Here is a 25,446-nt window from a genome sequence, read left to right on the forward strand (position 1 = left end):
GATCAGCTTTCCTGCGTGTAGGGGTTGTGCGAAGACTTGAATTCGATGCGCAGCGGCGTACCGGCCAGGTCGAACGCATTGCGGAAGCGCGTTTCCAGGTAGCGGCGATAGGAGTCCGGAATGGCGTCCAGCGCATTGCCGTGGATGACGACCAGCGGCGGGTTCTGACCGCCCTGGTGCGCATAGCGCATCTTGGGACGGAAGATACCCTTGCGGGGCGGCTGCTGCTGTTCGACAGCGATCTGCAGCTCGCGCGTCAGCTTGGGCGTGGACAGCTTGGCGAACGCCGCGGCGTGCGCCGCGTTGATCGACTTGAGCAAGGGCTTCACGCCCTGCCCGCGCAGCGCCGAAATGGTGTGCATGCGCGCGAACGACAGGAAGCGCAGCTTGCGCTGGAATTCGCGTTCGATGCGTTCCTTGGCTTCGCCGTCCAGGCCATCCCATTTGTTGATGGCCACGACCACGGCGCGGCCCGTTTCCAGCACGAAGCCTGCAATGTGCGCATCCTGCTCGGAGATCTCGGTCTGCGCGTCCAGCATCAGCAGCACGACGTTGCTGGCCTCGATGGCCTGCAGCGTCTTGATGACGGAGAACTTCTCGACCGCCTCGAATACCTTGCCGCGCTTGCGCAGGCCTGCGGTATCGATCAGCGTGTAGCGGCGGCCGTCGCGCTCGAAGTCGATCTCGATGGCGTCGCGGGTCGTGCCCGGCATGTCGAACGCGATCACGCGCTCTTCGCCCATCAGGGTATTGATGAGCGTGGACTTGCCCACGTTGGGACGGCCGACGATGGCCAGCTTGATGCGGTGATCGTGCTCAGCCTCTTCGAATGCGTCTTCCTCGGCGGGCGGCTCGGCCAGGTCCTGGAGCGCCAGCTCGATCAGGTCGACGATGCCATCGCCGTGCGCCGCGGAAATCGGATAAGGCTGACCCAGCCCGAGCTCATGGAACTCGGAAATGGCGCCGCTGGCGCCCATGCCTTCCGCCTTGTTCACCGCCAGCAACACGCGCTGCTGCCCGGACTTGCGCAGCAGCTGGGCGATTTCGTGGTCATGGGCATTGATGCCCGCACGGGCATCAACCAGGAACACCACGACATCGGCCTCGGCGATGGCCTGCCGGGTCTGGCGGGCCATCTCCAGCAGGATGCCGTCCTTGGCGACGGGCTCGAAACCACCGGTATCGATGACGATGAAGGGAATCTCGCCTACCCTGCCCTCGCCGTAATGGCGATCGCGGGTCAGGCCGGAGTAATCGGCCACCAGCGCGGCGCGCGATCGCGTCAGGCGGTTGAATAGGGTCGACTTCCCCACATTGGGGCGGCCGACCAGGGCGACGACAGGCTTGAAAGACACGGTGTAAGGCTTTGTTCTATAGGTTTTAGTTGGCGCCGATCAGGACGAGGTTGCCATTACCCGTCTGGACCAGCACACCTTGGGATGTAGTCTGCGGCGGCGAAACCACTGGACCACCGCCCACCGACAGGCGCGCCATCAGGCTGCCGTCGCTGCGCGACAGGAAATGCACGTAGCCGTCCAGGTCGCCCACTGCCAACGCACCGCCGAGCATGGCGGGCGCGGTGACCTGGCGGTTCTTCAAGGCCGCCTGCTTCCAGACGTTGCCGCCATTATCCAGCGCAAAAGCGTTGATCACGCTGTTCTGGTCCGCCGCATAGGCGAAACGCTCGTCCAGCGACAAGCCGCTGACGCTGGAGAAGTCCTTGGCCCACATCGGGCGGCCGCCGGCCGTGACGTCGAAGCAGACGATACGTCCCTGGTAGGCCACGCCGCAAAGCAGATTGCCCGCGATACGGGGCGCACCGACCACGTCAGTCAGGCGCTCCAGGTCGCTGGCGCCGCGCGGCGTCGCCACGGTGCCTTCCCATTGCACGTTACCACTATTGGAGGCAATGGCCATCAGTTTGCCGCCCGGCAGGCCGGTAATGACCAGGCCTTCGGCCAGGACCATCTGCGACACGCTGCGCAGAGCCAGCGAGGGGCCGGGACGCTGCACGTTCCAGACGCGTTCGCCGCTGTTGGCGTCGAAGGCCTGGATGCGGTAGTCGCCGCTGCGGACCACGACGATGCCATAGCCCACGACGGGCGGAATGGTCACGTCGCTGGTGGCACGAACCTTCCACTTCACCTTGCCGGTGTCATCAAAGGCAATGACGTCGCCGTTCGGCGAGGCCACAGCGGTGGTGGTGCCATCGCTGCCGGCGCCGGCGGACAACTTGCCGTCGACACTGGCCTTCCAGATGGCGCGGCCGCTTTGCAGGTCGAATTTGCCGACCGAACCATCGGGCGTGGCGGCGTAGATGGCGTCGCCCAACACCGTGGGCGCAAAGCCCAGTCCGGAACCGCTGCCGACCGAGACGCTCCAGACCTGGCGCACGGACATGCCGGCCTTGTATTCGGTCAGGGGCGCGGGATCGTAGCGGCCGTCATCATGGGAGAACATGCCGCATCCGCCCAGGGCGAGCAAGCCCGCCAGGCAAACGGCGCCACGCCACGTACGGCCAGGTGCAAATTTACGCATTACAGTCACGCTCCGCTCAGGGCATCCAGTTTCAGTTGCACAACCTGGGTCAAGGGATTTGCCGTACCCAGGCCATCGATGGCGCTTTGCCAGGCGGCGCGCGCTTCCTCGCGCTTGCCCTGCGCGGCGAGGATATCGCCGCGGCGATCCGCGTACAAGGCGGCGAAGGCTGCCGGCGGGTTGTTCAGCTGCGCCAGGGCGGCATCGTATTGCTTCTGGTCCAGCAGCATGCCGGCCAGGCGCAGGCGCGCCACCGACTGCATGGACGGGTTCTTGCCCTGGGCAGCCAGCCATTCCAGCTGCTCGCGGGCGCCGGCGTCATCCTTTTGGGCCTGCAGCGCCTGGGCCGCCACCAGCGCGCCGCGCGCGGCGTAGCCGGTGGACGGATACTGCTCGCGCAGCGTGGCCGCGGCGGTCTTGATGCGGACCGAGGAATCGGCGCCACCCAGGCGCGCCGCGTCTTCCAGCGCTTCGAAGTAGCCCATGGCCTGGTTGGCGCGGTGCGATTGGTAGGCCTTCCAGCCCCACCAGCCGCCCCAGGCCAGCGCCACCGCCGCCACCAGCGTGACCACCAGGGTGCCGTAGCGCGCCCACCACGCCTTGATTGCGTCGAGTTTTTCCTGTTCTTCGAGATCGTATGCCATGCATTAACCCTTGTTATTCAATACGTCGGCCAATCCCGCCAACGGGACTTGCTGTTGGGCCGATTCGCCCTGCGCCTCGGCGCGCAGGAACTTGACGCTGGCCGTCTGCGCAGCCACTTCGTCGGCGCCAAGAATAACCGCAACACGGGCGCCGCTGGCATCGGCGCGCTTGAATTGCGACTTGAAGCTTGCGGGACCCGCATGCACGATGACCGACAGGCCGGCATCGCGCAGGTCTTCACCGACCCGGGCGGCCAGGCGCTGCGCCTCTTCGCCTTGGTGCACGACGTAGACGTCGCACTCGGCCGGCTGTTCCACCTGCACGCTCTGCTCCCAAAGGTCCAGCAGGCGCTCCATGCCGATCGCAAAGCCCACCGCGGGCGCGGGCTTGCCGCCCAGCAGCTCGATCAGGCCGTCGTAGCGGCCGCCGCCGCACACGGTGCCCTGGGACCCGAGGCGGTCGGTGACCCACTCGAACACCGTGAGGTTGTAGTAGTCCAGCCCGCGCACCAGGCGCGGATTCAGGCGATATTCGATACCGGCGTCGGCCAGGCGCTGGCACACGCCGTCGAAGTGCGCGCGCGACTCCTCGCCCAGGAAGTCGAACAGGCGCGGCGCGCTGTCGGCCATTTCCTGCATGGCGGGGTTCTTGGTGTCGAGGACGCGCAGCGGGTTGCTGTACATGCGGCGCTGGCCGTCTTCGTCCAGGATGTCGCGGTGCTTTTCCAGGTGCTCGATCAGGGCGGCGCGGTGAGCGGCACGCTCGGCCGGCTGGCCCAGCGAATTCAGCTCCAGGCGCACGTCGGTCAGGCCCAGCAGCTTCCAGAGGCGGGCCAGCATGACGATGAGTTCGGCGTCCACGTCGGGACCGGCAAAGCCCAGGGCCTCGACGTCGATCTGGTGGAACTGGCGGTAGCGGCCGCGCTGTGGGCGCTCGTGGCGGAACACGGGGCCGATGGAATAGACGCGCTGCGGGCGGTCATAGAGCAGGTTGTGCTCGATGGACGCGCGCACGATGCCCGCGGTCATTTCCGGACGCATGGTCAGCGATTCGCCGTTGAGCGCATCGGTGAAGGTGTACATCTCTTTTTCGACGATATCGGTCACTTCGCCGATGCCGCGCGCGAACAGGCGCGTATGCTCAAGCACGGGCGTACGCACATTGCGATAGCCGTAGCCGCGCAGCCAGCCGCGCACGATTTCCTCGAATTGCTCCCAGCGGGCGCTGGCCCCTGGCAACAGATCATTCATGCCGCGTATGGCGGCGACTTTCTGGAAAGCTTGAGTCATCTTGATCATGCCGCATCGCGCGCCGGCAAGCGCGCTAGCAGCCACACCCTTACTTTAGTGAGAGGCAGGCGCGCCATAGCGGCGCGCGACGTAGTCTTCGACAATGGCCTGGAACTCTTCGGCAATATGGTCGCCCTTGAGCGTGACCGTGCGTTCGCCGTCGACGAACACCGGCGCCGCCGGCACTTCGCCAGTGCCGGGCAGGCTGATGCCGATATCGGCATGGCGGCTTTCGCCCGGCCCGTTGACCACACAGCCCATGACCGCGACGTTCATGCTTTCGACGCCGGGATACTGGGCGCGCCAGAGCGGCATCTGGCGACGCAGGTAGGTCTGGATGCTGTCGGCCAGTTCCTGGAAGAACGTGCTGCTGGTGCGGCCGCAGCCGGGGCAGGCGACGACCATGGGCGTGAACGCGCGCAGACCCATGGTCTGCAGGATTTCCTGCGCCACGATCGCTTCGCGGCTGCGGTCGCCGCCGGGTTCGGGCGTGAGCGAGATGCGGATGGTGTCGCCGATGCCCTGCTGCAGCAGCACGGCCAGCGCGGCGGTGGAGGCCACGATGCCCTTGCTGCCCATGCCGGCTTCGGTCAGGCCCAGATGCAGCGGGTAGTCGCAACGCGCGGACAGGTCGCGATAGACCGCGATCAGGTCCTGCACGTGGCTGACCTTGCAGGACAGGATGATCGCGTCGCGCCGCAGACCAAGCTCTTCGGCGCGCTGTGCGTTGCTGATGGCGGACACCACCAAGGCATCGCGCATCACGGCCTGCGCTTCCCACGGTTGGGCGCGCAGGTTGTTCTCGTCCATCTTGCGCGCCATCAGTTCGTGATCCAGGCTGCCCCAGTTCACGCCGATACGCACCGGCTTGTCGTAGCGGCAGGCCACTTCGATCATCTGCGCGAAGTTGTCGTCGCGGCGCTTGCCCCCGCCCATGTTGCCGGGGTTGATACGGTACTTGGACAGCGCTTGCGCGCATTCCGGGAACTGGGTCAGCAGCTTGTGGCCGTTGTAGTGGAAATCGCCCACCAGCGGCACGTTCACGCCCATGCGGTCGAGCTGTTCGCGGATGGCGATGACTTCGCGCGCGGCTTCAGGGGTGTTCACCGTGATCCGCACCAGCTCGGAGCCGGCCTGGGCCAGCTCCTTGACCTGGATGGCGGTGGCAATGGCGTCCGCCGTGTCGGTGTTGGTCATGGACTGGACCACGACCGGGGCGTCGCCGCCGATCTTCACGACACGGTCGCCCCACTTCACCGCCACCGAACGCGTGGCGCGGCGCTCAGCCGCCCCCACGGAGGGAGGCGGGGCATCCTGGCAAGGCAGAGAGGATTCTTGCATCGGTGGAACCGGGTTGTTACTTGGTCGACTTCGGCAGCCAGTCCGACGGCAGCCAGTGCTGCGGCAGCCAGCCTTGCCAGAAGGCATACGCCACGCCGGCGGCCAGCACCAGCACGATGGCAATGAGCCAGCCCCAGGAGGTCGAGGACGAACGATCGTCGTCGGCGCCTGACTGGGGAATGGAATGCGCCGAATGCAGCGCGCCCGGGCTGAGCTTCACCGGGCCGGTGACGCGCGCCTTGGGGTCGAGCGAATCGACGATGGTTTGCGAGTCCGCGCCCAGCAGACGCGCATAGTTGCGTACCAGGCCGCGCAGCGAAACGCCGGTGGGCAGGTTGGCCCACTGCTCGTTTTCCAGGGCTTCGATCTGCTTCGTGGAAAACTTGATGCGACTGGACACTTCGTCGAGCGACCAGCCCTTGGACTGGCGCAGCGCGCGCAATGCCGAGCCGATGCCTCCCGCAGCGCCTGCGGGCGTTTCTGAAACTGCCGAAGCGAAATCCTGCGTCATGCGTGCACCTGTTTAATTGGTATGGTCTGGCGCTGTGCGGCGTTCCGTTCGGTGATCCGGGTACGGTCGCGCACTTCTCCGGCCAGTTGGCCACAGGCCGCATCGATATCGTCACCCCGGGTCTTGCGGACGGTGGTGATGATGCCGGCGTCCATCAGACGCTGCGCAAACACCTTCACCCGCGCCGAGTTCGAGCGCTTCAGGCCGGACTCGGGAAAGGGATTGAACGGGATCAGATTGAGCTTGCAGCGCAGCTGGCGTGCAATTTGGATCAGTTCCTTGGCGTGCTGGTCGGTATCGTTGATGCCGTCCAGCATGCAGTATTCAAAAGTGATGAAGTCGCGCGGGGCGAACGCCAGATAACGTTCGCAGGCCGCCAGCAACTCCTTCAGCGGATATTTCTTGTTCAGCGGCACCAGCTCGTCGCGCAGCGCATCGTTCGGCGCATGCAGGGACACGGCCAGGGCCACGGGACAGTCCTGCGACAGGCGGTCCATCATGGGGACCACGCCGGAGGTGGATACAGTGACGCGGCGGCGCGACAGGCCATAGGCGTTGTCGTCCAGCATCAGGCGCAAGGCGGGCAGGACCTGGTCGTAGTTGAGCAGGGGTTCGCCCATGCCCATCATGACCACGTTGCTGATGACGCGGGTGTCTTCGGTGGCGCGGGCGCTTTCCAGGCGGGCGGTGCCGATGTCGGCCTCCAGCACGCGCTTGGCCCACCACAGCTGGCCGATGATCTCGCTGGTCTTCAGGTTGCGGTTGAAGCCTTGGTGCCCGGTCGAGCAGAAGCGGCAGTTCACCACGCATCCGGCCTGGCTGGAAATGCATAGCGTGCCGCGGTCGTCCTCGGGAATGAAGACGGTCTCGATGGCATTGCCCTGTCCCACGTCGAACAGCCACTTGCGGGTGCCGTCGGTCGAGCGCTGCTCGATGTTGACGGGCAAAGCCTCGATGCGGCAATGCTGCGCAAGCTGGCCGCGGAATTCGCGGGCCAGGTCGGTCATGGCGTCGAACGAATCGGCGCCGCGCTGGTGCATCCAGCGCTGCAACTGGCGGGCCCGAAACGGCTTGCCGCCCCACTTTCCGACCAGTTCGGACAGGGCGGAGCCGTCAAGCCCCAGCAGATTGATTCGTTCGACGGATTCCATGACCTGGGTAAAACTCAAAAGCTAGAACAGATGTTCCGCGAGAATCAACGGCTGTGGATGTTGATTTCGGGGAAGAAGAAAGCGACTTCGACAGCGGCCGTTTCCGGAGCGTCCGAGCCGTGCACGGCGTTGGCGTCGATGCTGTCGGCGAAGTCGGCGCGGATGGTGCCAGGAGCCGCCTTCTTGGGGTCGGTGGCGCCCATCAGGTCGCGGTTCTTCAGGATGGCGTCTTCACCTTCCAGCACTTGCACGAACACCGGGCCGGAGATCATGAAGTCGACCAGGTCCTTGAAGAAGGGGCGTTCCTTGTGCACGGCGTAGAAACGCTCGGCGTCGGCGCGCGACAGCTGGGCCAGGCGGGCGGCGATGACCTTCAGGCCGGCTTGTTCGAAACGGCCGACGATCTGGCCGATGACGTTCTTGGCGACGGCGTCGGGCTTGATGATCGAGAGGGTGCGTTGAATGGACATAAGAACTCCAAAAACTGATTTCTGACTTGGTTTCTGTGAATTGCCTGGCGTGGATCTGCGCTTGTCGGTGTCACCCTTGAAGCGTCATCGCGCTGTTGGCGCACGGGGCGGTCCGAAACGAATGCATGTTTCGGGCCGTCCCGAACCACTGGTCCAAGGCAGGGATTCGACACTGCCTACCTGTCGGACTCACCCGGAATCCTCAATGAATTCAGGGACTTCTAAAAGGTTTACAGTAACCCGGTATTCTAACACGCTGAGAAGACCGCATTACATCTTAAAATGTGCGGTTTGCCGCCCGCGTCCCTAGCCCGGGCGCCCCTGTTTGCCGGAACCCTGCAATGACTCAAGCTGCTCCCCCGAACGCCGCGAACGCCGCGAGCGATACCCAGGAACTCTCCAAGAGCTTCGAACCCTCCGCGCTGGAATCCCGCTGGTACGCCGAGTGGGACAAGCGTGGGTACTTCCAGGCGGGCCAGCATGTAAAAACGGGGACCGAAAGCCAGCCCTACGTCATCCAGTTCCCGCCGCCCAACGTGACGGGCACCCTGCACATGGGCCACGCCTTCAACCAGACCATCATGGACGGCCTGGTGCGCTACCACCGCATGCTGGGCGACGACACCGTATTCATCCCCGGCACCGACCACGCCGGCATCGCCACGCAGATCGTGGTTGAAAGACAGCTGGACGCCGAGAAGGTTTCCCGCCACGACCTCGGCCGCGAGAAATTCGTGGAAAAAGTGTGGGAATGGAAGGAAAAATCCGGCAACGCGATCACCAGCCAGGTCCGCCGCCTGGGCGCTTCGGCCGACTGGCCGCGCGAGTACTTCACCATGGACGACCGCATGTCGCGTGGCGTGGTGGAAACCTTCGTGCGCCTGCATAAACAGGGACTGATCTACCGCGGCAAGCGCCTGGTCAACTGGGATCCGAAGCTGCTGACGGCCGTATCCGACCTGGAAGTGGTTTCCGAGGAAACCGACGGCCACATGTGGCACATCCTTTACCCCTTCGTCGATGGTCCGCAAACCATCGTCGACAAGGACGGCCAGACCGTCACGCTGCGCGGCCTGACCATCGCGACCACCCGCCCGGAGACCATGCTGGCCGACGGCGCGCTGTGCGTGCACCCCGAAGACCCGCGCTACAAGCACCTGGTCGGCAAGCTTGTCGAACTGCCGCTGTGCGACCGCAACATTCCCATCATCGCCGATGATTTCGTCGACCCCGAGTTCGGCACGGGCTGCGTGAAGATCACTGGCGCCCACGACTTCAACGACTACGCCTGCGCGCTGCGCCACGATCTGCCCATGATCGTGATCTTCACGCTGGATGCCCACATCAACGAGAACGGCCCCGCGCAGTTCCAGGGCATGGAGCGCTACGTGGCCCGCAAGGCCGTGGTCGCGCAACTGGAAGCCGAAGGCTATCTGGTCAAGGTCGAGGCGCATAAGATGATGCAGCCCAAGGGCGACCGCACCGGCGTCGTGCTGGAGCCGATGCTGACGGACCAGTGGTTCGTGGCGATGAGCAAGCCCGCCCCCGAAGGCACGCTGAATCCGGGCAAGAGCATTACCGAGGTTGCACTGGAAGTCGTGGCCGACGGCCGCATCCAGTTCTATCCGGACAACTGGACCACCATCTACAACCAGTGGCTCAACAACATCCAGGACTGGTGCATTTCGCGCCAGCTCTGGTGGGGCCACCAGATTCCGGCCTGGTACTCGGAAGACGGCCAGGTCTTCGTCGCGCACGACGAAGCCGAAGCCACGGCGCAGGCCCGCGCGGCCGGCGTGACTGGCGAACTCAAGCGCGACCCGGACGTGCTGGACACCTGGTTCTCGTCGGGCCTGGTTCCCTTCACCACGCTGGGCTGGCCGGAAAACACGCCGGACCTGCAGCGTTACCTGCCGTCCAGCGTGCTGGTCACGGGCTTTGACATCATCTTCTTCTGGGTGGCACGCATGGTGATGCTGACCACCCACCTGACCGGCCACATCCCGTTCAAACACGTCTACGTGCACGGCCTGATCCGCGACGCGGACGGCCAGAAGATGAGCAAATCCAAGGGCAACACGCTGGATCCGGTCGACCTGATCGACGGCATCGACCTGGACGGCCTGGTGGTCAAGCGCACCTACGGCCTGATGAATCCGAAGCAGGCCGGCGCCATCGAAAAGGCCACCCGCCGCCAATATCCGGACGGCATCCCGGCCTTCGGCACCGACGCGCTGCGCTTCACCATGGCGGCTTACGCCACGCTGGGTCGCAACATCAACTTCGACCTGAAGCGCTGCGAGGGCTACCGCAACTTCTGCAATAAGCTGTGGAACGCCACGCGCTTCGTGCTGATGAACACCGAAGGCCACGATCTGACTGGCCCGGAAACCGGCGAAACATCCTTTGTGGACCGCTGGATCGTCAGCCAGCTGCAAGCGCTGGAAGCCGACGTGGCGCGCGGCTTTGCCGACTACCGCTTCGACAACATCGCCAATTCGCTTTACCGCTACGTGTGGGACGAGTACTGCGACTGGTATCTGGAACTGGCCAAGGTCCAGATCCAGACCGGCACGCCGGCCCAGCAACTGGGCACGCGCCGCACGCTGATCCGCGTCCTGGAAGGCGTGCTGCGCCTGGCGCACCCGATCATTCCGTTCATCACGGAAGAGCTCTGGCAAAAGGTGTCGCTGGTGGCCGGCAAGCGCAAGGAAGGCGTCGCCGACAGCGTCAGCGTCCAGCCCTACCCGCAGGCCAACCCCGCCGCGATCGACACCGCCGCCGAAGCCGACGTGGCCGAACTGAAGGCGCAGGTCGAAGCCGTGCGTGCGCTGCGCGGCGAAATGAACCTGTCGCCCGCCCAGAAGGTGCCGCTGTGCGCGCAGGGCGATGCCCCCACCCTCACCCGCAACGCGCCATACCTGGCTGCGCTGGCCAAGCTGAGCCAGGTCGAGGTGCTCGACGCCCTGCCCGACGCCGGCGCGCCGGTCCAGGTCGTGGGCGGCAGCCGCCTGATGTTGCACGTCGAAATCGACGTAGCAGCGGAACGCGTGCGCCTGGACAAGGAAATCGCGCGCCTGGAAGGCGAAATCGCCAAGGCCAACGGCAAGCTGTCGAACGCCAGCTTCGTCGAACGTGCGCCGGCCGCCGTGGTCGAACAGGAAAAGGCGCGCATGGCGCAGTTCGGCGAAACCCTGGACAAGGTGCGTGAACAGCGCACCAAGCTGGGCAACTAAGCCCCATCCCAGCACTGGAAACAAAAAACCCCGGAACGTTGTTCCGGGGTTTTTTATTTCATCCGAAAAGGAAGCGTCAGGAAGTCGCGGGCGGCTTGGGCCGGGATGGCCGGCGCCGCTTGGCTGGTTCCGGCAGCGGCTTGCCCGCCAGCTCGGCCAGATAACGCTCGTCGGCCAGGGTGAGCGCCCCTTTTTCGCGAGCAGCCTCGATCAATTCAGGACGCCGCGCCGCGGTCAACTCCAGCGAACGCTCACGCCGCCAGCGGGCGATGTTCGCGTGATGCCCGCTAAGCAAGGGTCCGGGCACGGGCTCGCCTTCGTAAACTTCGGGGCGCGTGTAGTGCGGACTGTCCAGCAGGCCGGACAAGGCGTCGTTGAACGAGTCCTGCAGCGCGGACTCGCCATCGTTGAGCACGCCGGGCAACAGCCGCACGGCGGCGTCGATCACGGCGAGCGCGGCGATCTCTCCGCCAGACAGCACGAAATCGCCCAGCGAGATTTCCTGCGTGACGCAGCGCGCAATGAAACGCTGGTCCACGCCTTCGTAGCGGCCGCAAATGAGGATGAGCCCCTCGCTTGCCGCCAGGGATTCGGCGCCCGCCTGATCGTAGCGCCGGCCGACCGGAGCCAGCAGCGCGACAGGGGCGCGACCCAGGCCTAGCGCGGCGCGCGCGTCCTGGGCGGCATTGACGGCGGCTTCCAGAGGCCCCGCCATCATCACCATGCCGGGGCCGCCGCCGTAGGGGCGATCGTCCACGGTACGGTGCACGTCGTGCGTGAAATCACGGGGATTCCAGGCATGCAGGGACCACCGGCCCTGGGCATGCGCCCGGCCGGTGACACCCAGGTCCCGCACTACCCCGAACATTTCGGGAAAGAGCGTAACGACGTCTATACGCATCAAATATCCGCCGGCCAGTCGCTGTCTATGCGGCGAGCTGACAGATCGACGGCGTGTATGTGCGCGCGCACGAACGGAACAAGCATTTCGGCGGGCCGGCCCTTGGCGTTCAGGACGGGCTCGGGGCCTTCAGCCCCAGCCTTCTGGCGCAAGACCCTCAGCACGGCATGAGCGCCGTTATCGAGAACCTCGTCGACCACGCCCAAGAGCGCAGGCTCACCGTCGGCGCTGGTGTACAGCGCGCAACCGATGAGATCGACCCAGTAGTATTCGTCTTCCTCTGGCGCAGGGAAGGATCCCCGCGGCGCCTGCACGGAACAACCGCGCAGGGCTTCGGCCTGATCGCGATCCGCAATGCCCGCCAACTGGGCCACCACGGTGGCCCCTTGCGAACGGACTTGCACGACCTTGTATGCGACAGGCGCAGACGCGACAACGCCCCGCGCCAATTCAGGCACAGGGCGAGTCAACCACCATTGAGATGCTGAGAGCAGCACTTCGGCATTGGCCGAATGCGGCTGCACTTTGACCCAGCCTTTCACACCGTAGGCTGCACTGATGCGGCCCAGCTCGATCAAATCCGTCGGCGCCGCGTTGGAGGTTGCGGCATCAGGCATGTATCGTGCTCTTGGTAACTATGAAGCAGCTATGAATGGCAGCTTTTAAAGCGCGGTAAAGCTCAGGGCTTGGTCTGCGACGCGGGCAATTAAGCCGCGGCGGAAACCTTGGCCGAGTATTCTTTGACCAGACGCTCGACAGCGGGCGACAGTTGGGCGCCGTTGCTGGTCCAGTGCTGCACGCGATCCAGCGCAATGCGCAGGGCTTCCGTGCCTTCGCTGGCTACGGGGTTGTAGAAACCCACGCGCTCGATGAAACGGCCGTCGCGACGGTTACGCGAATCGGTGGCCACCAGGTTGTAAAACGGACGCTTCTTGGACCCACCGCGGGCCAGGCGAATCACCACCATAGGTAATCCCTTGAATTAGTTGTGAAAAACGGGAAATTCTAGCACTTAAACAGGCCGGCTGGCAAATGGCAGTGCTGAATTGTGCGTAGCGGCGCGATTTGTATCCTAAAACACCACATCCGGGTATTCTACAAACACGGGCCGGGGCCCGCGCCGCAGTTCGAAGTGTAGCCGCCCTGCCCCTCTCTTGCTTGTCTTAGTGCGTCAGAACTCAGTGCGTGTGAAGAAATAACCCGATTGAGGAGATCGGTTTTATGTCGACCTACGCAAGACCCCGCGCTTTGATCTTCCCTGCCGCCTGTCCACGGCGCCGCCACCGCACCGGCTTCAAGCCATCCCCCTGAGGGCGGCCTTTCGGCCACCTGCTCCCCCATTTTTTCGGCGTTTTTTCCCCAACTTCCTCTAACCGGAGGGTGCACCACCATGAAGAACCAGAAATCAGTCTTCACCCCTGTTGCGCGCCTGGCCCTGGCGGGCTTGCTGGCGGGTACGTTGGCCATGCCGCTTGCCGCCTCGGCCCGAGTCGTGGGCGCCGCCCTGACGACCGCCTCCGGCAAGGTCACCGCAGTGGATCCAGCCACCCGGACCATCACGCTGCAAGGCGAAAACGGCAATAGCGTGGACATCCAGGCTGGCCCCAATGTCCGCAACTTCCAGCAGATCAAGCCTGGCGACACGCTGACCCTCGACTACTACGAGTCGGTGGCTGTGGACGTCCGCCCGGCCGGGTCCGGCATTCCGGAAGTGAAGACCGAAACCGCGGCAACCCGCAACGCCAAGGGAGCCATGCCCGGCGGCGCAGCCGGGCGCCAGACCACCATCACCGCCGAAATCTGGCACATCAACAAGAGCGCCAACCTGGTGACATTGAAGGGACCGCAAGGGGGCATGCGCACCATCCAGGTCCAGGATCCCGCCTTGCAGGCGCGCCTGCAGCAATTGAAGGAAGGCGATCTGGTGGACTTCACGATCACCCGGGCTGTCGCCGCCGCCATCCGCAAGTAATCGGCACTCTCCCCATGAGAAAAGGCCCGCCTTGCGGCGGGCCTTTCGCATGGGGAGTACTGCTGGCTACGGTCAGCGCCGCCGCAGGAAATGCACTCCGCGGCCGTCGACCTCCTGTTGTGCGACCAGCGCATTGCCCGTCTGGCGAGCAAAGGCCTGGAAGTCGCGGATTGCGTTGCGATCCGTGGTGATGACGCGCAGCACTTCGCCGCTGGCCATCTGCGCCAAGGCCTTCTTGGCGCGCAGGATGGGCAGCGGGCAGGTCAAGCCGCTGGCATCGACTTCCTGCTCGAAGGACGGCGCCTGCGCGCCGCCATCAAGACTGGTATCCGCGCCGCTCATCACAGACGCTCGTCCACCCATTTCTGCACGCTGGCGATCGCCGCGGGCAGGGCCGCCAGGTCGGTGCCGCCGCCCATGGCCATGTCCGGACGGCCGCCACCCTTGCCGCCCACCTGGGCCGCCACGAAACCAACCAGGTCGCCCGCCTTGACACGGCCGGTCAGGTCGGCGGTGACGCCGCCCACCACGCTGATCTTGCCGTCGGCCGAACCCGTGGCCAGCAGCACGACCGCGGGCTTCAGGCGGTCCTTGAGGTTGTCGACCATGCCGCGCAAGGCCTTGGGGTCCACATCGCCGATGCTGGCAGCCAGGACCTTGATGCCCTTGACCTCAACCGCGGCGCTGGTCGCCAGGTCGTTGCCGGCGCTGGCGGCAAGCTTGTTGCGCGACTGTTCCAGATCCTTTTCAAGGCTCTTGACCTGTTCCTGCACCTGCGCGATGCGCGCCGGCAGATCCGCCGGCGTGCTACGCAGCATGCCGGCAACCTGGGTCAGCAAGGCATTCTGGTTCTGCACCCAGGCCAGCGCGTTGTCGCCGGTGATGGCTTCGACGCGGCGCACGCCCGCGGCCACGCCGCCTTCGGACACGATCTTGAACAGGCCGATGTCGCCCGTGCGGCTGACGTGCGTGCCGCCGCAGAGTTCGCGCGAGAAGCCGATATCGAGCACGCGGACGGTGTCGCCGTATTTTTCGCCGAACAGCGCCATGGCGCCACCCTTGACCGCGTCGTCATAGCCCATGACCTGCGCCACGGTAGGCTGGTTGGCCAGAATCTCGGCGTTGACGATGGCTTCGACGCGCGCGATCTGCTCGGCCGTCAGCGGGGCGTCTTGGGCGAAGTCGAAGCGGGTCTTGTCCGGATCCACCAGCGAACCGCGCTGCTGCACGTGCGCGCCCAGTACCTGGCGCAGCGCCTTGTGCATCAGATGGGTGGCCGAGTGGTTGCGCACGGTGCGGGCGCGGCGGACGGCGTCCACGCGGGCAAGCAGCGTATCGCCCACGGACAGCGTGCCGGACTCCAGTTCGCCGTGATGGCCGAAAACGCCGGCCTGGATCTTCAGGGTGTCGGCCACGGCGAAACGCACGCCGTCGGCTTCCAGCAGGCCGGTGTCCCCAACCTGGCCACCCGACTCCGCGTAGAACGGCGTGGCGTCCAGCACGACGACCGCGCTCTGGCCCGCCTTGACCTGCTGCACCTGCGTGCCGTCGACGTACAGGGCCGTGACTTTGACGCCATCCAGCTCGAGCTTTTCGTAGCCTTCGAAGCGCGTGTCCGCGCCTTCGTAGCTCAGTCCTTCGGCCATCTTGAACTTGCCGGCGGCGCGCGCCTGGTCGCGCTGGCGCTCCATGGCGACCTCGAAGCCGGCCATGTCCACATCCACTTCGCGTTCACGGCAGATGTCGGCCGTCAGGTCCACCGGGAACCCGTAGGTGTCATACAGCGTGAACAGGGTCGTGCCGTCCAGCTGACCGCCCTTGGGCACGTTGGCCAGGGCCGAGTCGAGGATGCGCATGCCGTGTTCCAGCGTTTCGCCGAAGCGCTCTTCTTCCTGCTTGAGCACCTGGGCGACGCGGTCGGCCGTGGCCGCCAGTTCCGGATAGGCCTCGCCCATTTCGGCGACCAGGTCCGGCACCAGGCGATGGAAGAACGGCTTGGTCTGGCCCAGCTTGTAGCCGTGGCGCAGCGCGCGGCGGACGATGCGGCGCAGCACATAGCCGCGGCCTTCGTTGCTGGGAATCACGCCGTCGACGATCAGGAACGAGCAGGCGCGGATGTGGTCGGCGATGACCTTGAGCGAATTGTCTTCCAGGTTCTTGATGCCGGTTTCGCGCGCAGCGGCGGCGATCAAGTGCTGGAACAGATCGATTTCGTAGTTGGAATGCACGCCTTGCAGCACGGCGGCGATGCGTTCCAGGCCCATGCCGGTATCGACACAGGGACGCGGCAGGCGCGGCATATTGCCGGCGGCATCGCGTTCGAACTGCATGAAAACCAGGTTCCAGATCTCGATGTAGCGGTCGCCGTCTTCCTCGGGCGATCCCGGGGGGCCGCCCCAGATTTCAGGACCGTGGTCATAGAAGATTTCCGAGCACGGGCCGCAAGGACCGGTGTCCGCCATCTGCCAGAAGTTGTCCGAGGCGTAGCGCGCGCCCTTGTTGTCGCCGATGCGGATGATGCGCTCGGTCGGCACGCCGACTTCCTTGGCCCAGATGTCGTAGGCTTCGTCGTCTTCCTGGTAGACGGTGACCCAGAGCTTCTCGGCGGGCAGCTTGTAGACCTGGGTCAACAGCTCCCAGGCGTACTGGATGGCGTCGCGCTTGAAGTAGTCGCCGAAGCTGAAATTGCCCAGCATTTCGAAGAACGTATGGTGGCGGGCGGTGTAGCCCACGTTCTCCAGGTCATTGTGCTTGCCGCCGGCGCGCACGCTGCGCTGCGACGACGTGGCGCGCGTATAGGACCGCGATTCCTTGCCCGTGAAGACGTCCTTGAACTGGACCATGCCCGAATTGGTGAAGAGCAAGGTCGGGTCGTTGCCGGGGACGAGCGACGACGAGGGAACAATGGTGTGTCCCTTGGACTTGAAGAATTGCAGAAACTGCTGGCGAATCTCGGAGGATTTCATCGTGGGCGAAGCAGAATTTAGGCGAATTTTTGATTATAGAGGGTTGGCGGGCATCCCAGGAAAAGAGGCCGCACGGCAGCCTCAGCGCACGCAGACGTAACCTGTGGTCCGGCCCATCGCCTCGTTCCAATCGTCCCGCCCGGAAACTGCCACGGGCGTATAGCCGCCAGGGCAGGAGCAAGCGCCGGTGCGGGGATTCACTGTGGAACGGTTGCAACCAAACGGGAAATTGAGGCTGAACGCCCCGCCGAAGCCGCCGCTTGCCGGTGCCCAGACCTGGGACTGGCAGGTCAGCAGTTCCCCCTGTGCCGAGGTGGCTATGGTGCCGGACGAGACGCCACATGACTGCCCCACGCTGGCGCGCGCGCCGACCGTCAGATAGGAGCCGACCTGCGCCGAGGATGCAACGCTCAGTTCACCCTGCAGCTGCGGATCGCGCGTATCCCGTATCCGGACATAGCGCTCCAGATCCGGCCCGCCGGTCCCGGCTCCCGCCCACAGGGCGAGCGTGCCCGGCGCATAGGCCGGCCCGCCGGACGCCAGGGGATTGGCGAAACTGAATGCCGCGCCGCGCACCAGACCCGGCGTCGCCGGCCACACCGCCCCGGCGTAGCCGCCAGCGGCATCGATCACGGCGGCGATGGCGGTCAGATCCGGCGTTTGCGTCCCCGTTTTGATCAGAGGCGTGGCGCTGTAGACCAGTCCGTCCATCCGGCAACGTTCGCCAGGGCACGCCTGCGAGCGCGCGATCCGGATCTGAGCCGAGAAGCCCAGGGCGGAACGGTCGGGAAAATCGGCGGGCAACAGCCCCAGTCCGCGCAATTCACCCACGGTGGGCGCCAGTGGATCCGCGAACAGCGGACTCCCCTGTTCGCTGCGGGGCACGTCTCCTTGGGCGAGGATGGTGGAGTGCCGCGCCAGCACCGCCGTTACCGCCAGGCGGATCTGCGTCAGCCATACGCCGGCGGCACGGGCAGCGGCATCTTCGATCCGCTGCACCACCTGGCCTGAGGCCCAGATGGCCGCCATGGCGCTCAAGGCCAGCGCCACCACCAAGCCCGGCAACGAAAAGCCGCGTTGTCGCAGCCGCACGGCAACACGCTGCGATCGAGCAGCCGGGATACGCGCGAGCCGGCTCATTTTGCGAGGAACACAAAGGTGTTGACGTCGCCCGGGCTGCATTGGGCCTGAGCCAAGGCCGCGCGGTAGGGCACGCTGGGCGTCGCGAACGCATCCTTCACGACCCGGAGGCCGCCTCCCCCGCCGCCTATCGAGATGGTCTCGGACATCCGTTGCAGCACCGAGGCGAGCGACGGGCATGCTGCCTGGCTGACGTTGGTCAGCTTGATGGAGAATGCGGAACCCTGCCCCGCGCTGCCGAACGAGGCGGCGGCGACCTCGACCACCCCATTGCCTCCGACGCCGCTGCCGCCCAAGCCATGGGCAATGCGCGCCGCGCCCCCTGTCCCGTCGACGGCCAGGACGCTGGATTCCCGCAGCGCATTGGCCATGGCGCCCGTGTCCAGACCGGCATAGGGCGTGACCCCGCCGCCTTGCGCATTGGTCTTCATGCTGGCGATGAAACGCTGCAGTTCCTCGCCCACTTTGGGAACCTTGTTCTCCACGACATAGGCGCCAATGGCCGGAATGCCAACGATCGCGATCAACAGGACGATGGCGGTGACGATGGACACCTCCATCAATGAAAAGCCCCGCTGCCGCTTGGCGCGTAATGGGATTGCGTGGACTTGGTGCATGCTTGCTCTCCTCGTGAAAAAAGCACGCAGGCGAATAAGCGCCGCATGCCTGATGCAGCCCCTATTGGCTTGCATAGAAATTGGTCAACGCCTGGCGCAGTTCGTCGATCACGGCGTAATGCCAGAGCGTGATGCCCAGCACGCCGGCCACGGACGTGAGCAGCAATGCCCAGCGCAACACCGACGCTTGACGACGCACCCGCGCCAGCAGGCGCGACTCGACGCGCAGCCGCACCTGCGCAAGCCCGGCCTCCATGCCCAGGGCGTCCATCATGTCGGCCATGTACCACCAGGTATCCGCGTCCAGCAGCCCTGTGCCGAAAATCTCCGGCCCCGTCTGGCCGCCGTCTATCCGTCCCAGCATGTCCAGCAGATGCGCATGCATCCAGGGAACCGTATCCCGGGCCTGCACGGCCAGGGCTCGCCTGAGGCGGGTGTCGGCCGCGCCGTGCTGCCTGACCAGCACGGCCAGCAACGCAAGAAAGCGGATGGCGTGGAAATCGCGGTAGAGCCTCCAGAGCAGCCAGCGGTCCAGCCGCGACCGCGCAGCGCCCGTGTAGCGCGGCAGCGACCACAGGCACAGCAAGGCCAGGCCCAACAACAGCACCAGCCACAGGGCCAGCCATTGCCTCAGGCCTTGGGACAGCGCGAACAGCGCGCGGGTCATGCGGCCGTACTCCTCCGCCGGCACGGCCTGGAACACCTGCTGCAAGCGCGGCACGCTGAAAAAAGGAATGGCGCACAGCAAGGCGAATGCGACGGCTGCCGCCGCAAGGCCCGCCGCCGCGGCCGAGACCAGCGCCAGCCACGCATCCGACGCCAGCCGTACAGCCCTTGCCACGTCCCGCAACGCGGCGGACAGATCGCCGCCTTCTTCCTGCACGCAGCTGAGCAGCACGCATTCACTGGACGGCAGCGTGTCCGTCCAGGCCACGCCCAGATCGCCGCCGGCCTCCAGATACATGCCCGCCCAATGCCTCGACAGCCGGCCGCGCACGGTATCCTCGCCATGACGGCGCGCATCGTCCTCGAAGACGTCGCGCAAATTCTTACGGCCCTGCGTTCCTTCGACCAGGTCGGCCAGATACTCGTAGTAGTCCGCTCGCCCCGCACGAAAGCGCAGCGCGTCCAGGCGCAGCGACAGCGTGCGACCCGAAGGCAGGCCGAGGAAGGGTCGCGCCAACAGCGGCTCAGCCATGGCCGCCCCCGCCGGGTCCAGCGCTCTGCGCAGGCAAGACTGCTGGAAAGTCGAAGCGGCGCAGCAGCACGCGGGGATCGACCTCGCCACGGCTGACCTTGTACAGGGCGCAGTCCCGCGCTAGCGCGCCGCGCGCGGCCTCGCTGCGCCAGGCGGTGGGCCCGGCGGCCTCGGCCTGACGCTTGAGCCCCACGTTATCGCGCGTACGCACCCGCTCAAGAAAGCCGTCGACGCGCTCGGGCTCGAGCATTTCCGCCGCCACGCTACGGCCTGCGATGCCGTTCAACTCAGGCAATTGCGGGCGCCTGCAAGCGCTGCAACCTGCGGCATTCCTGACCCGGAGCGCGTCAGGATCCAGCAGGAACTCATGCTGCAGCCGTTTCAACCATGCCTGCCATTCGGGACGTTTACCGCTCCCGGCGGATCTGGACCACAGACTGTCCACGGGCAGCGAGCAATGGCTGCACAAGCGCGGCAGCAAGGTCTGGTAGACCAGCAACTTGAGGATGCCTGGCGTAGCCAGAAAATCGCGCGACACGCCGATCGAATCCGACGCCAGGCGTTCGGGTATCAGCACGGCGCCCGCGGCGTGGGTGGTGGTGTACAGGCTGACGCCCGAGCCGGCCAGATCCATGAACGCACGGCCGGTATCGGCGTCCCGGATCTCGCCGATCAGCAGATCGTTCATCGCCGAGCGCTTGATGGTCTTGAGCTTGGCGTCGAACGCGGGCCAGGCGGATTCGGCCAAAGCGCCTCCCAGGGTATTCTGCAAGGCGTTGTCGATGACGTATTCGACCGGATCTTCCAGCGTGATGGCCTTGCGCGTGGGCGCGATGCCCCGCATCAGCGTCGCGATGGTGGTTGACTTGCCGGAGCCAACCACGCCCGCCAGCACGATGGCCCCGCCCTCGCGTTCGCGCGCCCGCGCCAGCGTTTCGACCTGCGTGGGCAGATAGCCCAACGCGAGGAGATCGGCGTTGGCGGTCGCGTCCAGCCGCAAGATGCGCAAGCAGACCGAGGGGCCGGCATCGGCGGCCAACGAGGCCCAGCGCAGCACGATAGGCACGCCATCGATGTCCAGCCCGATGCGCCCTTGCTGCTCCAGCGCCGGGTCGAACACCGCGCCGTTGCCTCCCCTGACATCCATCCAGGCCACCGCCAGGACCTCCAGCAGCGTCGCATTGGACAGGCCCGCAAAGCGTTCCGTACTGACGTATTCCCCACCGATGGTGTAGCGGATCTCGCAGGCAGCGCGCCGACGGTTGACGTTGATGTGCACGTCGCTCGCTCCTTGCGCAACGCCCCAGCGCACGATATCCAGGAACATTGCGGCGAGGGCCGAGGCGCGCTCTTCCTGCCGCTCCTTGCCGCGCCCGGCGCACGCTGGCTCCGCCAGCTGGCCGCGCGCGATCATCAGCAGCAGCGGCGCGGGCAACTGATAGCGCGGCACTTGCGCCAGCCGGTAGCCGCGCGCCCGCACCATGCGCTCGACCTCTTCGATCTGGTCGCCCTCCGTGTAGTCCTTGACCGCGAACACGGCGACCTCGCCGCTTTCGAGCAACACGGGGCACAGCCTGCCCGCGAGCGCCGCAAGATCGAAATCGCGCCCCAGCGCACGCGCGAACGCGGGCTGCAGACGGGCGATGTCGTCGGCTGTTTGAAGCTGAGGCGGCTCCCAAGCCGCCGCCGTGGAAAGCGCCACCGCGCGATGCGCCGCGACGGACGGCAAGGCATGCACAGTCATGGCCGTCCCCTGCCCGCATCGACGCAGGCGGTGCGTTCGGTATCGCCGCGGCGCAGCCTTACGCAACTGTCGTCGATGGCCAGCAGCTGATAGGCGCGGCCATCGACAGCTCCCGCGACGGGTTCGCCCCTGCCCGCCTGGTAGCGGAGCACGGCGCCATTGACGGCGATATCGGCGCTCAAGCGGCGCGCGAGGCCGAAGATCGCCATCACCCGGATATCGTCCGATGCCCTGGCGGGCGGCGTCGCCAGCGCCACGGACTCGGGTCCGGGACGGCACAGGCCGGGGACGCGGCAGTCCGCCAGGGCGGCCGCAGCATCCGCGCGCAGCAAGGCGCGCACGGTTTCCGTCTCTGGCCAGGGCCGCGGTTCGTCGGCGCTTTGCGGTGACGGTTGGCCATGAGCGGCCGGAACCAAGGCGGCCGACAAGAGCAGACGCCCGATGAATCCTGCCGCGGGATTCGGGCGCGTGGCGGCGCCCCTATTCCTGTTCATAAAGTTCTCCCTGTAGTTCGGCTACCAGCGTGCTGGAAACCAATGTGGGCCGGGGTTGCGCCTGGATGTCCAGCGACAGGCGGGACCATCTGGCCGCCGCGACGGCACCGTCCAGAAGCGCGAAGGAACGCAGCGGCCCCCGCAAGGTGATGGCGCGGCTGCGAATGGCAGGTTGCAACGGCATCGGGGCGTCGATTTGACCCGCGACGGGTTGAGACTGCACGGGCAACGGCAGCGGCAACGCGGCCGCGAGGATCACCGACGTAAACGCCGCCCGCATGCGTTGCAGCGCAGCGATCAGCCCGGTATCGACCTGCAGCGATGAGGGCAGCGCCAGGTCCGCCAGCATCACCGGCGAGGACGCCATGCGCCATGACAGCGTGGCTTCTTCCAGCGGCTGGAATGTCACCTGCCAGCCTGCGGGCCGCAGCGCGTGCAGCACATCGTTGGCCGCCTGCGGGTGCGCCCTGATATAGACCGCGGAGCAGTTCCACGCCTGCTCCCCGGCAAGGCAGCGCGCGCGGCTCAGCGCCCAACCGCGCACCTGTATGGGCAGCTTGCCGACGCCGTCCAGCAAGCGTGCAACTTCGGCGGGCGCGTGGGCCACAGTGTTTTGCAGCAGGGTCAGATGCGGATCCCGCGGCGACGGGAGGTCCTGCGCAGCGGCCGAATCGGGCGATGCGCGGTCCGGTCTCAGCGCGGGCAGAGCGTCCCATATGGGCGGAGCGACAGCGGCAAGCGCGACGCAGGCCAGGAACAAGCGGAACGCGAGCGGCAGTTCAGCCCAGCGCGAGGACAAGATGACCAACTGCGCGGCCGGGTCCGCCGCCTGCATCAGCAAGGCCCAGGCCTCCTCGGCGTCCCGCGCCTGCAACGCGGGGCGCCGGGCGCACAACAACGCCTGTTCACGCAAGGCTTCGTCGAGCGTGGCGTATACCCTGTCCGCCTGCGACAGCACGGTGCCGCGCTGCGCCGCCACCAGCCAATGCCCGCCGCCCGGCAGGCTGATCAGGCTATGGCCTCCGTCCGGATACAACAAGGCGTACAACTGCGCGGCAGCCTGGATGTGCCCCTGCCTGCGCCGCCCCGCCCGCGGACCGCTGCGCCACGATGAGCGCACGCGGCCATAGCCGGCCACCATGGCCGGCGCCCCGCCCACGACATAGTGGCTGGCCCGCAGGCGGCGCCCGCGCGAACGGGCCAGCGCGGGAATGTTGGAGCCGATCAGGGCGAACCAGCGCAGGCCGAATGCCAGGCTGCGGCCAGTATCTGGAACCTCAAGCAACAAGGTGGGAGGGACGCGTTCCATGCCTAGTACCCTTCCTCGACCTGGGCGGTTACCAGTACCAGGGTCGTCGTGCGTTCCGAGGCGGCGCTGTCCAGGCCGCCAGTAATGAGCGGCAGACTCGGCGCAAGCCGTTGGCGGTCATGCTGTTCCTGGCCGCGGTCGAAACCGGAAACGATGATGGGCTGGCCGGGGCGCAGCTCGACCTGCTGCACCGTGCCGTTGCCGTCGATCGTGACCTGCTGGACCTGCACCTGGTTGCCGCGCTCGCCGAACGTGATGGTCTTCAAGGGCTGGGCAACCGCGTTGTCGTAGGCCAGCGACAACAGGATCTGGCCGTCCTCCTGGATGTCCGGCAACAGCGTCAGGAACGAACCTACTGTTTCTTCCTTTTGGCTGATGGATACCGCGGGCAGCGTACCGTTGGCGCCCCCCGCCGTGGTGCCTGGGACCGCAGTGCTCTGCACCCGGTCGATGTAGCTGAATGTCGTTCTTACCGCATGCGTAACCGGACGACGGTTCAGGGTCAGGATGGGCACCTTGTTGTGCCGCACGACCGCGCCCATGGTGCTGAGCGCGGAGATGATGGCCTGAGAGCCTTGGTATGGCCCCCTGGCCGCGGAAGCCTCCAGGCTGCCCCCGCCCGATCCGGCTCCAGGCACCGCCAACCGCGCCGCCGCTCCCGCCGCGGCGTAGACGATGTTCCAGTCGATGCCGCCCGAAACGGCGTCGTTGGCAACGACCGTGATTTCCTCGAACACCAGCCGCACCCGACGGGTCAGCGCCTTGTTCTCGCGCTCGAGGTAGCGGGCGACGCGCTCGAGCGCTTCGGGCGTATCCGTGACGACAATCGAAGTGGAGCCCTCGACCGCTTCGGCGACCACGCCGGAACGTGTGAGGAACGGCACGATGTTGGCGCGCAGGACGGCCATCGCGTCATGCTGTCCCGCCGATAGGGAGGTATTGGACGTGCTCTCGAAGCCTTCGCCCTCGGGGCTGCCTTCGCGGCCCAGGCGCACGTCCACTTTGCTGCTCAGCGACAGCGCGCGCAAATCAAACACGCGAGTCTCGGTGCGGTAGAACTCGAGCGCGTTGTGCTCGTAGCGCCAATGCACCGAGAAGCGCGCGGCCAGCGTGTCGAGCAAGTCGGCCAGCGGCTGCGCGCCCGCGCGGATCTCCAGGCTGGCGGGGGCCGGCACGGACAATGCGCCATTGACGGCCAGCCGGGGCAGGAACAACTCCAGCGGCAGCAAGGCGTCGGGGCGCACTCGCACTGCAATGCCGGTGGCGGCGCTCAGGCGCTGGGCGAGCATCGGCAGATCGGCGTCGTCGGCCAGTATCAAGGTTGTCCGCAGGTTCTCGCGCAATGCGGGCGGCAGCGCCACTTCTCGCGCCAGCGGCTGCGGTTTGCCGGCAAGCCAAGGCATGGCGACATCCTGGGCCGCGACGCGCTTGGCGCGATCCGACAATCCTTCGGTGAAGGCCTGATGGCTGGCGGCCACCTGGGCTTGACGCGCGTTCGCCGCGCGGCGCTGGTCCGCAACCTGCTGCGACACCGCGCAGCCGCCCAATACTCCGCAGGCAGCCGCACTCAAGAACAGTTTGCGCATCATGTCGCGGCCCCTCCTGGCGCAGCCATGCGCGTGCAGGACTGTGCCAATGGCACCACGCGCAGGACCCGGTTGCCGTAGAAGCATGGCTGCAGGGGCCTTTCGGCGAGTTCCGTGGCGCCCAGCAGTTCGCGCACGGCCGACTTGAAGTCGCCGGAGAATTCGGCCGTTGCCGACAAGGGAATGTCCACGTCCACGGCCCAGTGCTGCGGCTGGAAGGTCCAGCCCGCCAGATCCGACCAGCGCGCCAGCACGGCACGCAGCGTGGCGTCCGGCGGCGCCGCGCGGTAGACGGGCTGCGGCGCTGAGACCGGCGCCGATGCGACGCCGGCGGCCGG

General features: G+C 66.2%; 23 protein-coding genes. 2 read left to right on the forward strand and 21 right to left on the reverse strand.

The genetic code is table 11. The features are described 5' to 3' along the window. Positions 1–2: 2 nt before the first annotated feature. From der to ndk, 8 genes are read right to left on the reverse strand one after another with little or no spacing between them, the layout of a single operon-like run. The gene (gene der / locus HV766_RS28105) at positions 3–1,355 is read right to left on the reverse strand and encodes a ribosome biogenesis GTPase Der (protein WP_054458654.1); all 1,353 of its coding nucleotides are present in this window, start codon (positions 1,353–1,355) and stop codon (positions 3–5) included. A gap of 25 nt (positions 1,356–1,380) precedes the next feature. Continuing rightward, on the reverse strand, positions 1,381–2,538 hold the full coding sequence (gene bamB / locus HV766_RS28110; RefSeq protein WP_054458655.1) for an outer membrane protein assembly factor BamB: 1,158 nt from the start codon (positions 2,536–2,538) through the stop codon (positions 1,381–1,383). 5 nt (positions 2,539–2,543) lie between these two features. After that, a complete protein-coding gene (locus HV766_RS28115; RefSeq protein WP_054458657.1) occupies positions 2,544–3,182 on the reverse strand; it encodes a YfgM family protein in 639 nt (212 codons plus the stop codon). Positions 3,183–3,185: 3 nt separating this feature from the next. Then, complete coding sequence (gene hisS / locus HV766_RS28120) at positions 3,186–4,472, reverse strand: histidine--tRNA ligase (RefSeq protein ID WP_119450758.1); 1,287 nt, start codon at positions 4,470–4,472, stop codon at positions 3,186–3,188. Positions 4,473–4,526: 54 nt separating this feature from the next. Continuing rightward, complete coding sequence (ispG, locus tag HV766_RS28125; RefSeq protein ID WP_054458661.1) at positions 4,527–5,813, reverse strand: flavodoxin-dependent (E)-4-hydroxy-3-methylbut-2-enyl-diphosphate synthase; 1,287 nt, start codon at positions 5,811–5,813, stop codon at positions 4,527–4,529. 16 nt (positions 5,814–5,829) lie between these two features. Beyond that, complete coding sequence (locus tag HV766_RS28130) at positions 5,830–6,324, reverse strand: helix-turn-helix domain-containing protein (protein ID WP_054458663.1); 495 nt, start codon at positions 6,322–6,324, stop codon at positions 5,830–5,832. After that, positions 6,321–7,475, reverse strand: coding sequence for a dual-specificity RNA methyltransferase RlmN (rlmN, locus tag HV766_RS28135; RefSeq protein WP_054458665.1), 1,155 nt, complete (start codon positions 7,473–7,475; stop codon positions 6,321–6,323). The genes HV766_RS28130 and rlmN overlap by 4 nt, the downstream gene beginning before the upstream one ends. A gap of 44 nt (positions 7,476–7,519) precedes the next feature. Further along, on the reverse strand, positions 7,520–7,945 hold the full coding sequence (gene ndk / locus HV766_RS28140) for a nucleoside-diphosphate kinase (RefSeq protein WP_006393972.1): 426 nt from the start codon (positions 7,943–7,945) through the stop codon (positions 7,520–7,522). Positions 7,946–8,286: 341 nt separating this feature from the next. Between ndk and HV766_RS28145 the strand changes: the two genes are divergently transcribed. Continuing rightward, positions 8,287–11,181, forward strand: a complete 2,895-nt coding sequence (locus HV766_RS28145) for a valine--tRNA ligase (RefSeq protein ID WP_175182241.1) — start codon at positions 8,287–8,289, stop codon at positions 11,179–11,181. 76 nt (positions 11,182–11,257) lie between these two features. On the opposite strand, the gene trmD is transcribed toward HV766_RS28145, so the two are convergent. The 3 genes from trmD to rpsP all read right to left on the reverse strand — a co-directional run bounded on the left by trmD (position 11,258) and on the right by rpsP (position 13,049). Further along, on the reverse strand, positions 11,258–12,082 hold the full coding sequence (gene trmD / locus HV766_RS28150; protein WP_054458669.1) for a tRNA (guanosine(37)-N1)-methyltransferase TrmD: 825 nt from the start codon (positions 12,080–12,082) through the stop codon (positions 11,258–11,260). Next, on the reverse strand, positions 12,082–12,699 hold the full coding sequence (rimM, locus tag HV766_RS28155; protein WP_054458671.1) for a ribosome maturation factor RimM: 618 nt from the start codon (positions 12,697–12,699) through the stop codon (positions 12,082–12,084). The genes trmD and rimM overlap by 1 nt, the downstream gene beginning before the upstream one ends. An 89-nt stretch (positions 12,700–12,788) precedes the next feature. Beyond that, entirely contained in the window at positions 12,789–13,049 is a 261-nt protein-coding gene (gene rpsP / locus HV766_RS28160) for a 30S ribosomal protein S16 (protein ID WP_054458672.1), read from the reverse strand. Positions 13,050–13,472: 423 nt separating this feature from the next. On the opposite strand from rpsP, the gene HV766_RS28165 reads away from it, so the two are divergent. Continuing rightward, the gene (locus HV766_RS28165; RefSeq protein ID WP_054458674.1) at positions 13,473–14,054 is read left to right on the forward strand and encodes a hypothetical protein; all 582 of its coding nucleotides are present in this window, start codon (positions 13,473–13,475) and stop codon (positions 14,052–14,054) included. Between the two features lie 72 nt (positions 14,055–14,126). On the opposite strand, the gene HV766_RS28170 is transcribed toward HV766_RS28165, so the two are convergent. From HV766_RS28170 to HV766_RS28215, 10 genes are all read right to left on the reverse strand, one after another. Beyond that, entirely contained in the window at positions 14,127–14,396 is a 270-nt protein-coding gene (locus HV766_RS28170; RefSeq protein WP_119450750.1) for a sulfurtransferase TusA family protein, read from the reverse strand. Beyond that, positions 14,396–17,020: an alanine--tRNA ligase gene (gene alaS / locus HV766_RS28175; RefSeq protein WP_054458677.1), complete on the reverse strand. Its 2,625-nt coding sequence runs from the start codon at positions 17,018–17,020 to the stop codon at positions 14,396–14,398. The genes HV766_RS28170 and alaS overlap by 1 nt, the downstream gene beginning before the upstream one ends. Positions 17,021–17,101: 81 nt before the next feature. Continuing rightward, on the reverse strand, positions 17,102–18,112 hold the full coding sequence (locus HV766_RS28180) for a type II secretion system protein (protein WP_233564563.1): 1,011 nt from the start codon (positions 18,110–18,112) through the stop codon (positions 17,102–17,104). Between the two features lie 44 nt (positions 18,113–18,156). Further along, positions 18,157–18,777, reverse strand: a complete 621-nt coding sequence (locus HV766_RS28185; RefSeq protein ID WP_054458681.1) for a type 4 pilus major pilin — start codon at positions 18,775–18,777, stop codon at positions 18,157–18,159. Between the two features lie 61 nt (positions 18,778–18,838). Next, the gene (locus HV766_RS28190; protein ID WP_054458682.1) at positions 18,839–19,975 is read right to left on the reverse strand and encodes a hypothetical protein; all 1,137 of its coding nucleotides are present in this window, start codon (positions 19,973–19,975) and stop codon (positions 18,839–18,841) included. Next, a complete protein-coding gene (locus HV766_RS28195; RefSeq protein ID WP_054458684.1) occupies positions 19,968–21,719 on the reverse strand; it encodes an ATPase, T2SS/T4P/T4SS family in 1,752 nt (583 codons plus the stop codon). Before HV766_RS28195 ends, HV766_RS28190 begins: the two co-directional genes overlap by 8 nt. Next, positions 21,716–22,213, reverse strand: coding sequence for a hypothetical protein (locus tag HV766_RS28200; RefSeq protein WP_054458686.1), 498 nt, complete (start codon positions 22,211–22,213; stop codon positions 21,716–21,718). Before HV766_RS28200 ends, HV766_RS28195 begins: the two co-directional genes overlap by 4 nt. Next, entirely contained in the window at positions 22,200–23,522 is a 1,323-nt protein-coding gene (locus tag HV766_RS28205) for a hypothetical protein (RefSeq protein ID WP_254593374.1), read from the reverse strand. Before HV766_RS28205 ends, HV766_RS28200 begins: the two co-directional genes overlap by 14 nt. Positions 23,523–23,524: 2 nt before the next feature. Further along, the gene (locus HV766_RS28210; RefSeq protein WP_119450754.1) at positions 23,525–25,111 is read right to left on the reverse strand and encodes a type II secretion system protein GspD; all 1,587 of its coding nucleotides are present in this window, start codon (positions 25,109–25,111) and stop codon (positions 23,525–23,527) included. After that, on the reverse strand, positions 25,108–25,446 hold a 339-nt coding region (locus HV766_RS28215), incomplete at its 5' end, for a toxin co-regulated pilus biosynthesis Q family protein (protein WP_175182242.1). The genes HV766_RS28210 and HV766_RS28215, both read right to left, overlap by 4 nt.

This window comes from Achromobacter aegrifaciens (assembly GCF_902859735.1).
Classification (GTDB): Bacteria; Pseudomonadota; Gammaproteobacteria; order Burkholderiales; family Burkholderiaceae_B; genus Achromobacter; species Achromobacter aegrifaciens.

Coding starts and splice junctions, on each gene's coding strand:
- HV766_RS28145 (WP_175182241.1), top strand. CDS start 8,287: ATGACTCAAGCTGCTCCCCCGAACGCCGCGAACGCCGCGAGCGATACC.
- rpsP (WP_054458672.1), bottom strand. CDS start 13,049: ATGGTGGTGATTCGCCTGGCCCGCGGTGGGTCCAAGAAGCGTCCGTTT.
- HV766_RS28185 (WP_054458681.1), bottom strand. CDS start 18,777: ATGCACCAAGTCCACGCAATCCCATTACGCGCCAAGCGGCAGCGGGGC.
- trmD (WP_054458669.1), bottom strand. CDS start 12,082: ATGCGTATAGACGTCGTTACGCTCTTTCCCGAAATGTTCGGGGTAGTG.
- HV766_RS28165 (WP_054458674.1), top strand. CDS start 13,473: ATGAAGAACCAGAAATCAGTCTTCACCCCTGTTGCGCGCCTGGCCCTG.
- HV766_RS28210 (WP_119450754.1), bottom strand. CDS start 25,111: ATGATGCGCAAACTGTTCTTGAGTGCGGCTGCCTGCGGAGTATTGGGC.
- HV766_RS28200 (WP_054458686.1), bottom strand. CDS start 22,213: ATGAACAGGAATAGGGGCGCCGCCACGCGCCCGAATCCCGCGGCAGGA.
- bamB (WP_054458655.1), bottom strand. CDS start 2,538: ATGCGTAAATTTGCACCTGGCCGTACGTGGCGTGGCGCCGTTTGCCTG.
- rlmN (WP_054458665.1), bottom strand. CDS start 7,475: ATGGAATCCGTCGAACGAATCAATCTGCTGGGGCTTGACGGCTCCGCC.
- alaS (WP_054458677.1), bottom strand. CDS start 17,020: ATGAAATCCTCCGAGATTCGCCAGCAGTTTCTGCAATTCTTCAAGTCC.
- HV766_RS28195 (WP_054458684.1), bottom strand. CDS start 21,719: ATGACTGTGCATGCCTTGCCGTCCGTCGCGGCGCATCGCGCGGTGGCG.
- HV766_RS28205 (WP_254593374.1), bottom strand. CDS start 23,522: ATGGAACGCGTCCCTCCCACCTTGTTGCTTGAGGTTCCAGATACTGGC.
- HV766_RS28115 (WP_054458657.1), bottom strand. CDS start 3,182: ATGGCATACGATCTCGAAGAACAGGAAAAACTCGACGCAATCAAGGCG.
- ndk (WP_006393972.1), bottom strand. CDS start 7,945: ATGTCCATTCAACGCACCCTCTCGATCATCAAGCCCGACGCCGTCGCC.
- ispG (WP_054458661.1), bottom strand. CDS start 5,813: ATGCAAGAATCCTCTCTGCCTTGCCAGGATGCCCCGCCTCCCTCCGTG.
- HV766_RS28130 (WP_054458663.1), bottom strand. CDS start 6,324: ATGACGCAGGATTTCGCTTCGGCAGTTTCAGAAACGCCCGCAGGCGCT.
- hisS (WP_119450758.1), bottom strand. CDS start 4,472: ATGACTCAAGCTTTCCAGAAAGTCGCCGCCATACGCGGCATGAATGAT.
- HV766_RS28170 (WP_119450750.1), bottom strand. CDS start 14,396: ATGAGCGGCGCGGATACCAGTCTTGATGGCGGCGCGCAGGCGCCGTCC.
- HV766_RS28190 (WP_054458682.1), bottom strand. CDS start 19,975: ATGGCTGAGCCGCTGTTGGCGCGACCCTTCCTCGGCCTGCCTTCGGGT.
- rimM (WP_054458671.1), bottom strand. CDS start 12,699: ATGCCTGATGCCGCAACCTCCAACGCGGCGCCGACGGATTTGATCGAG.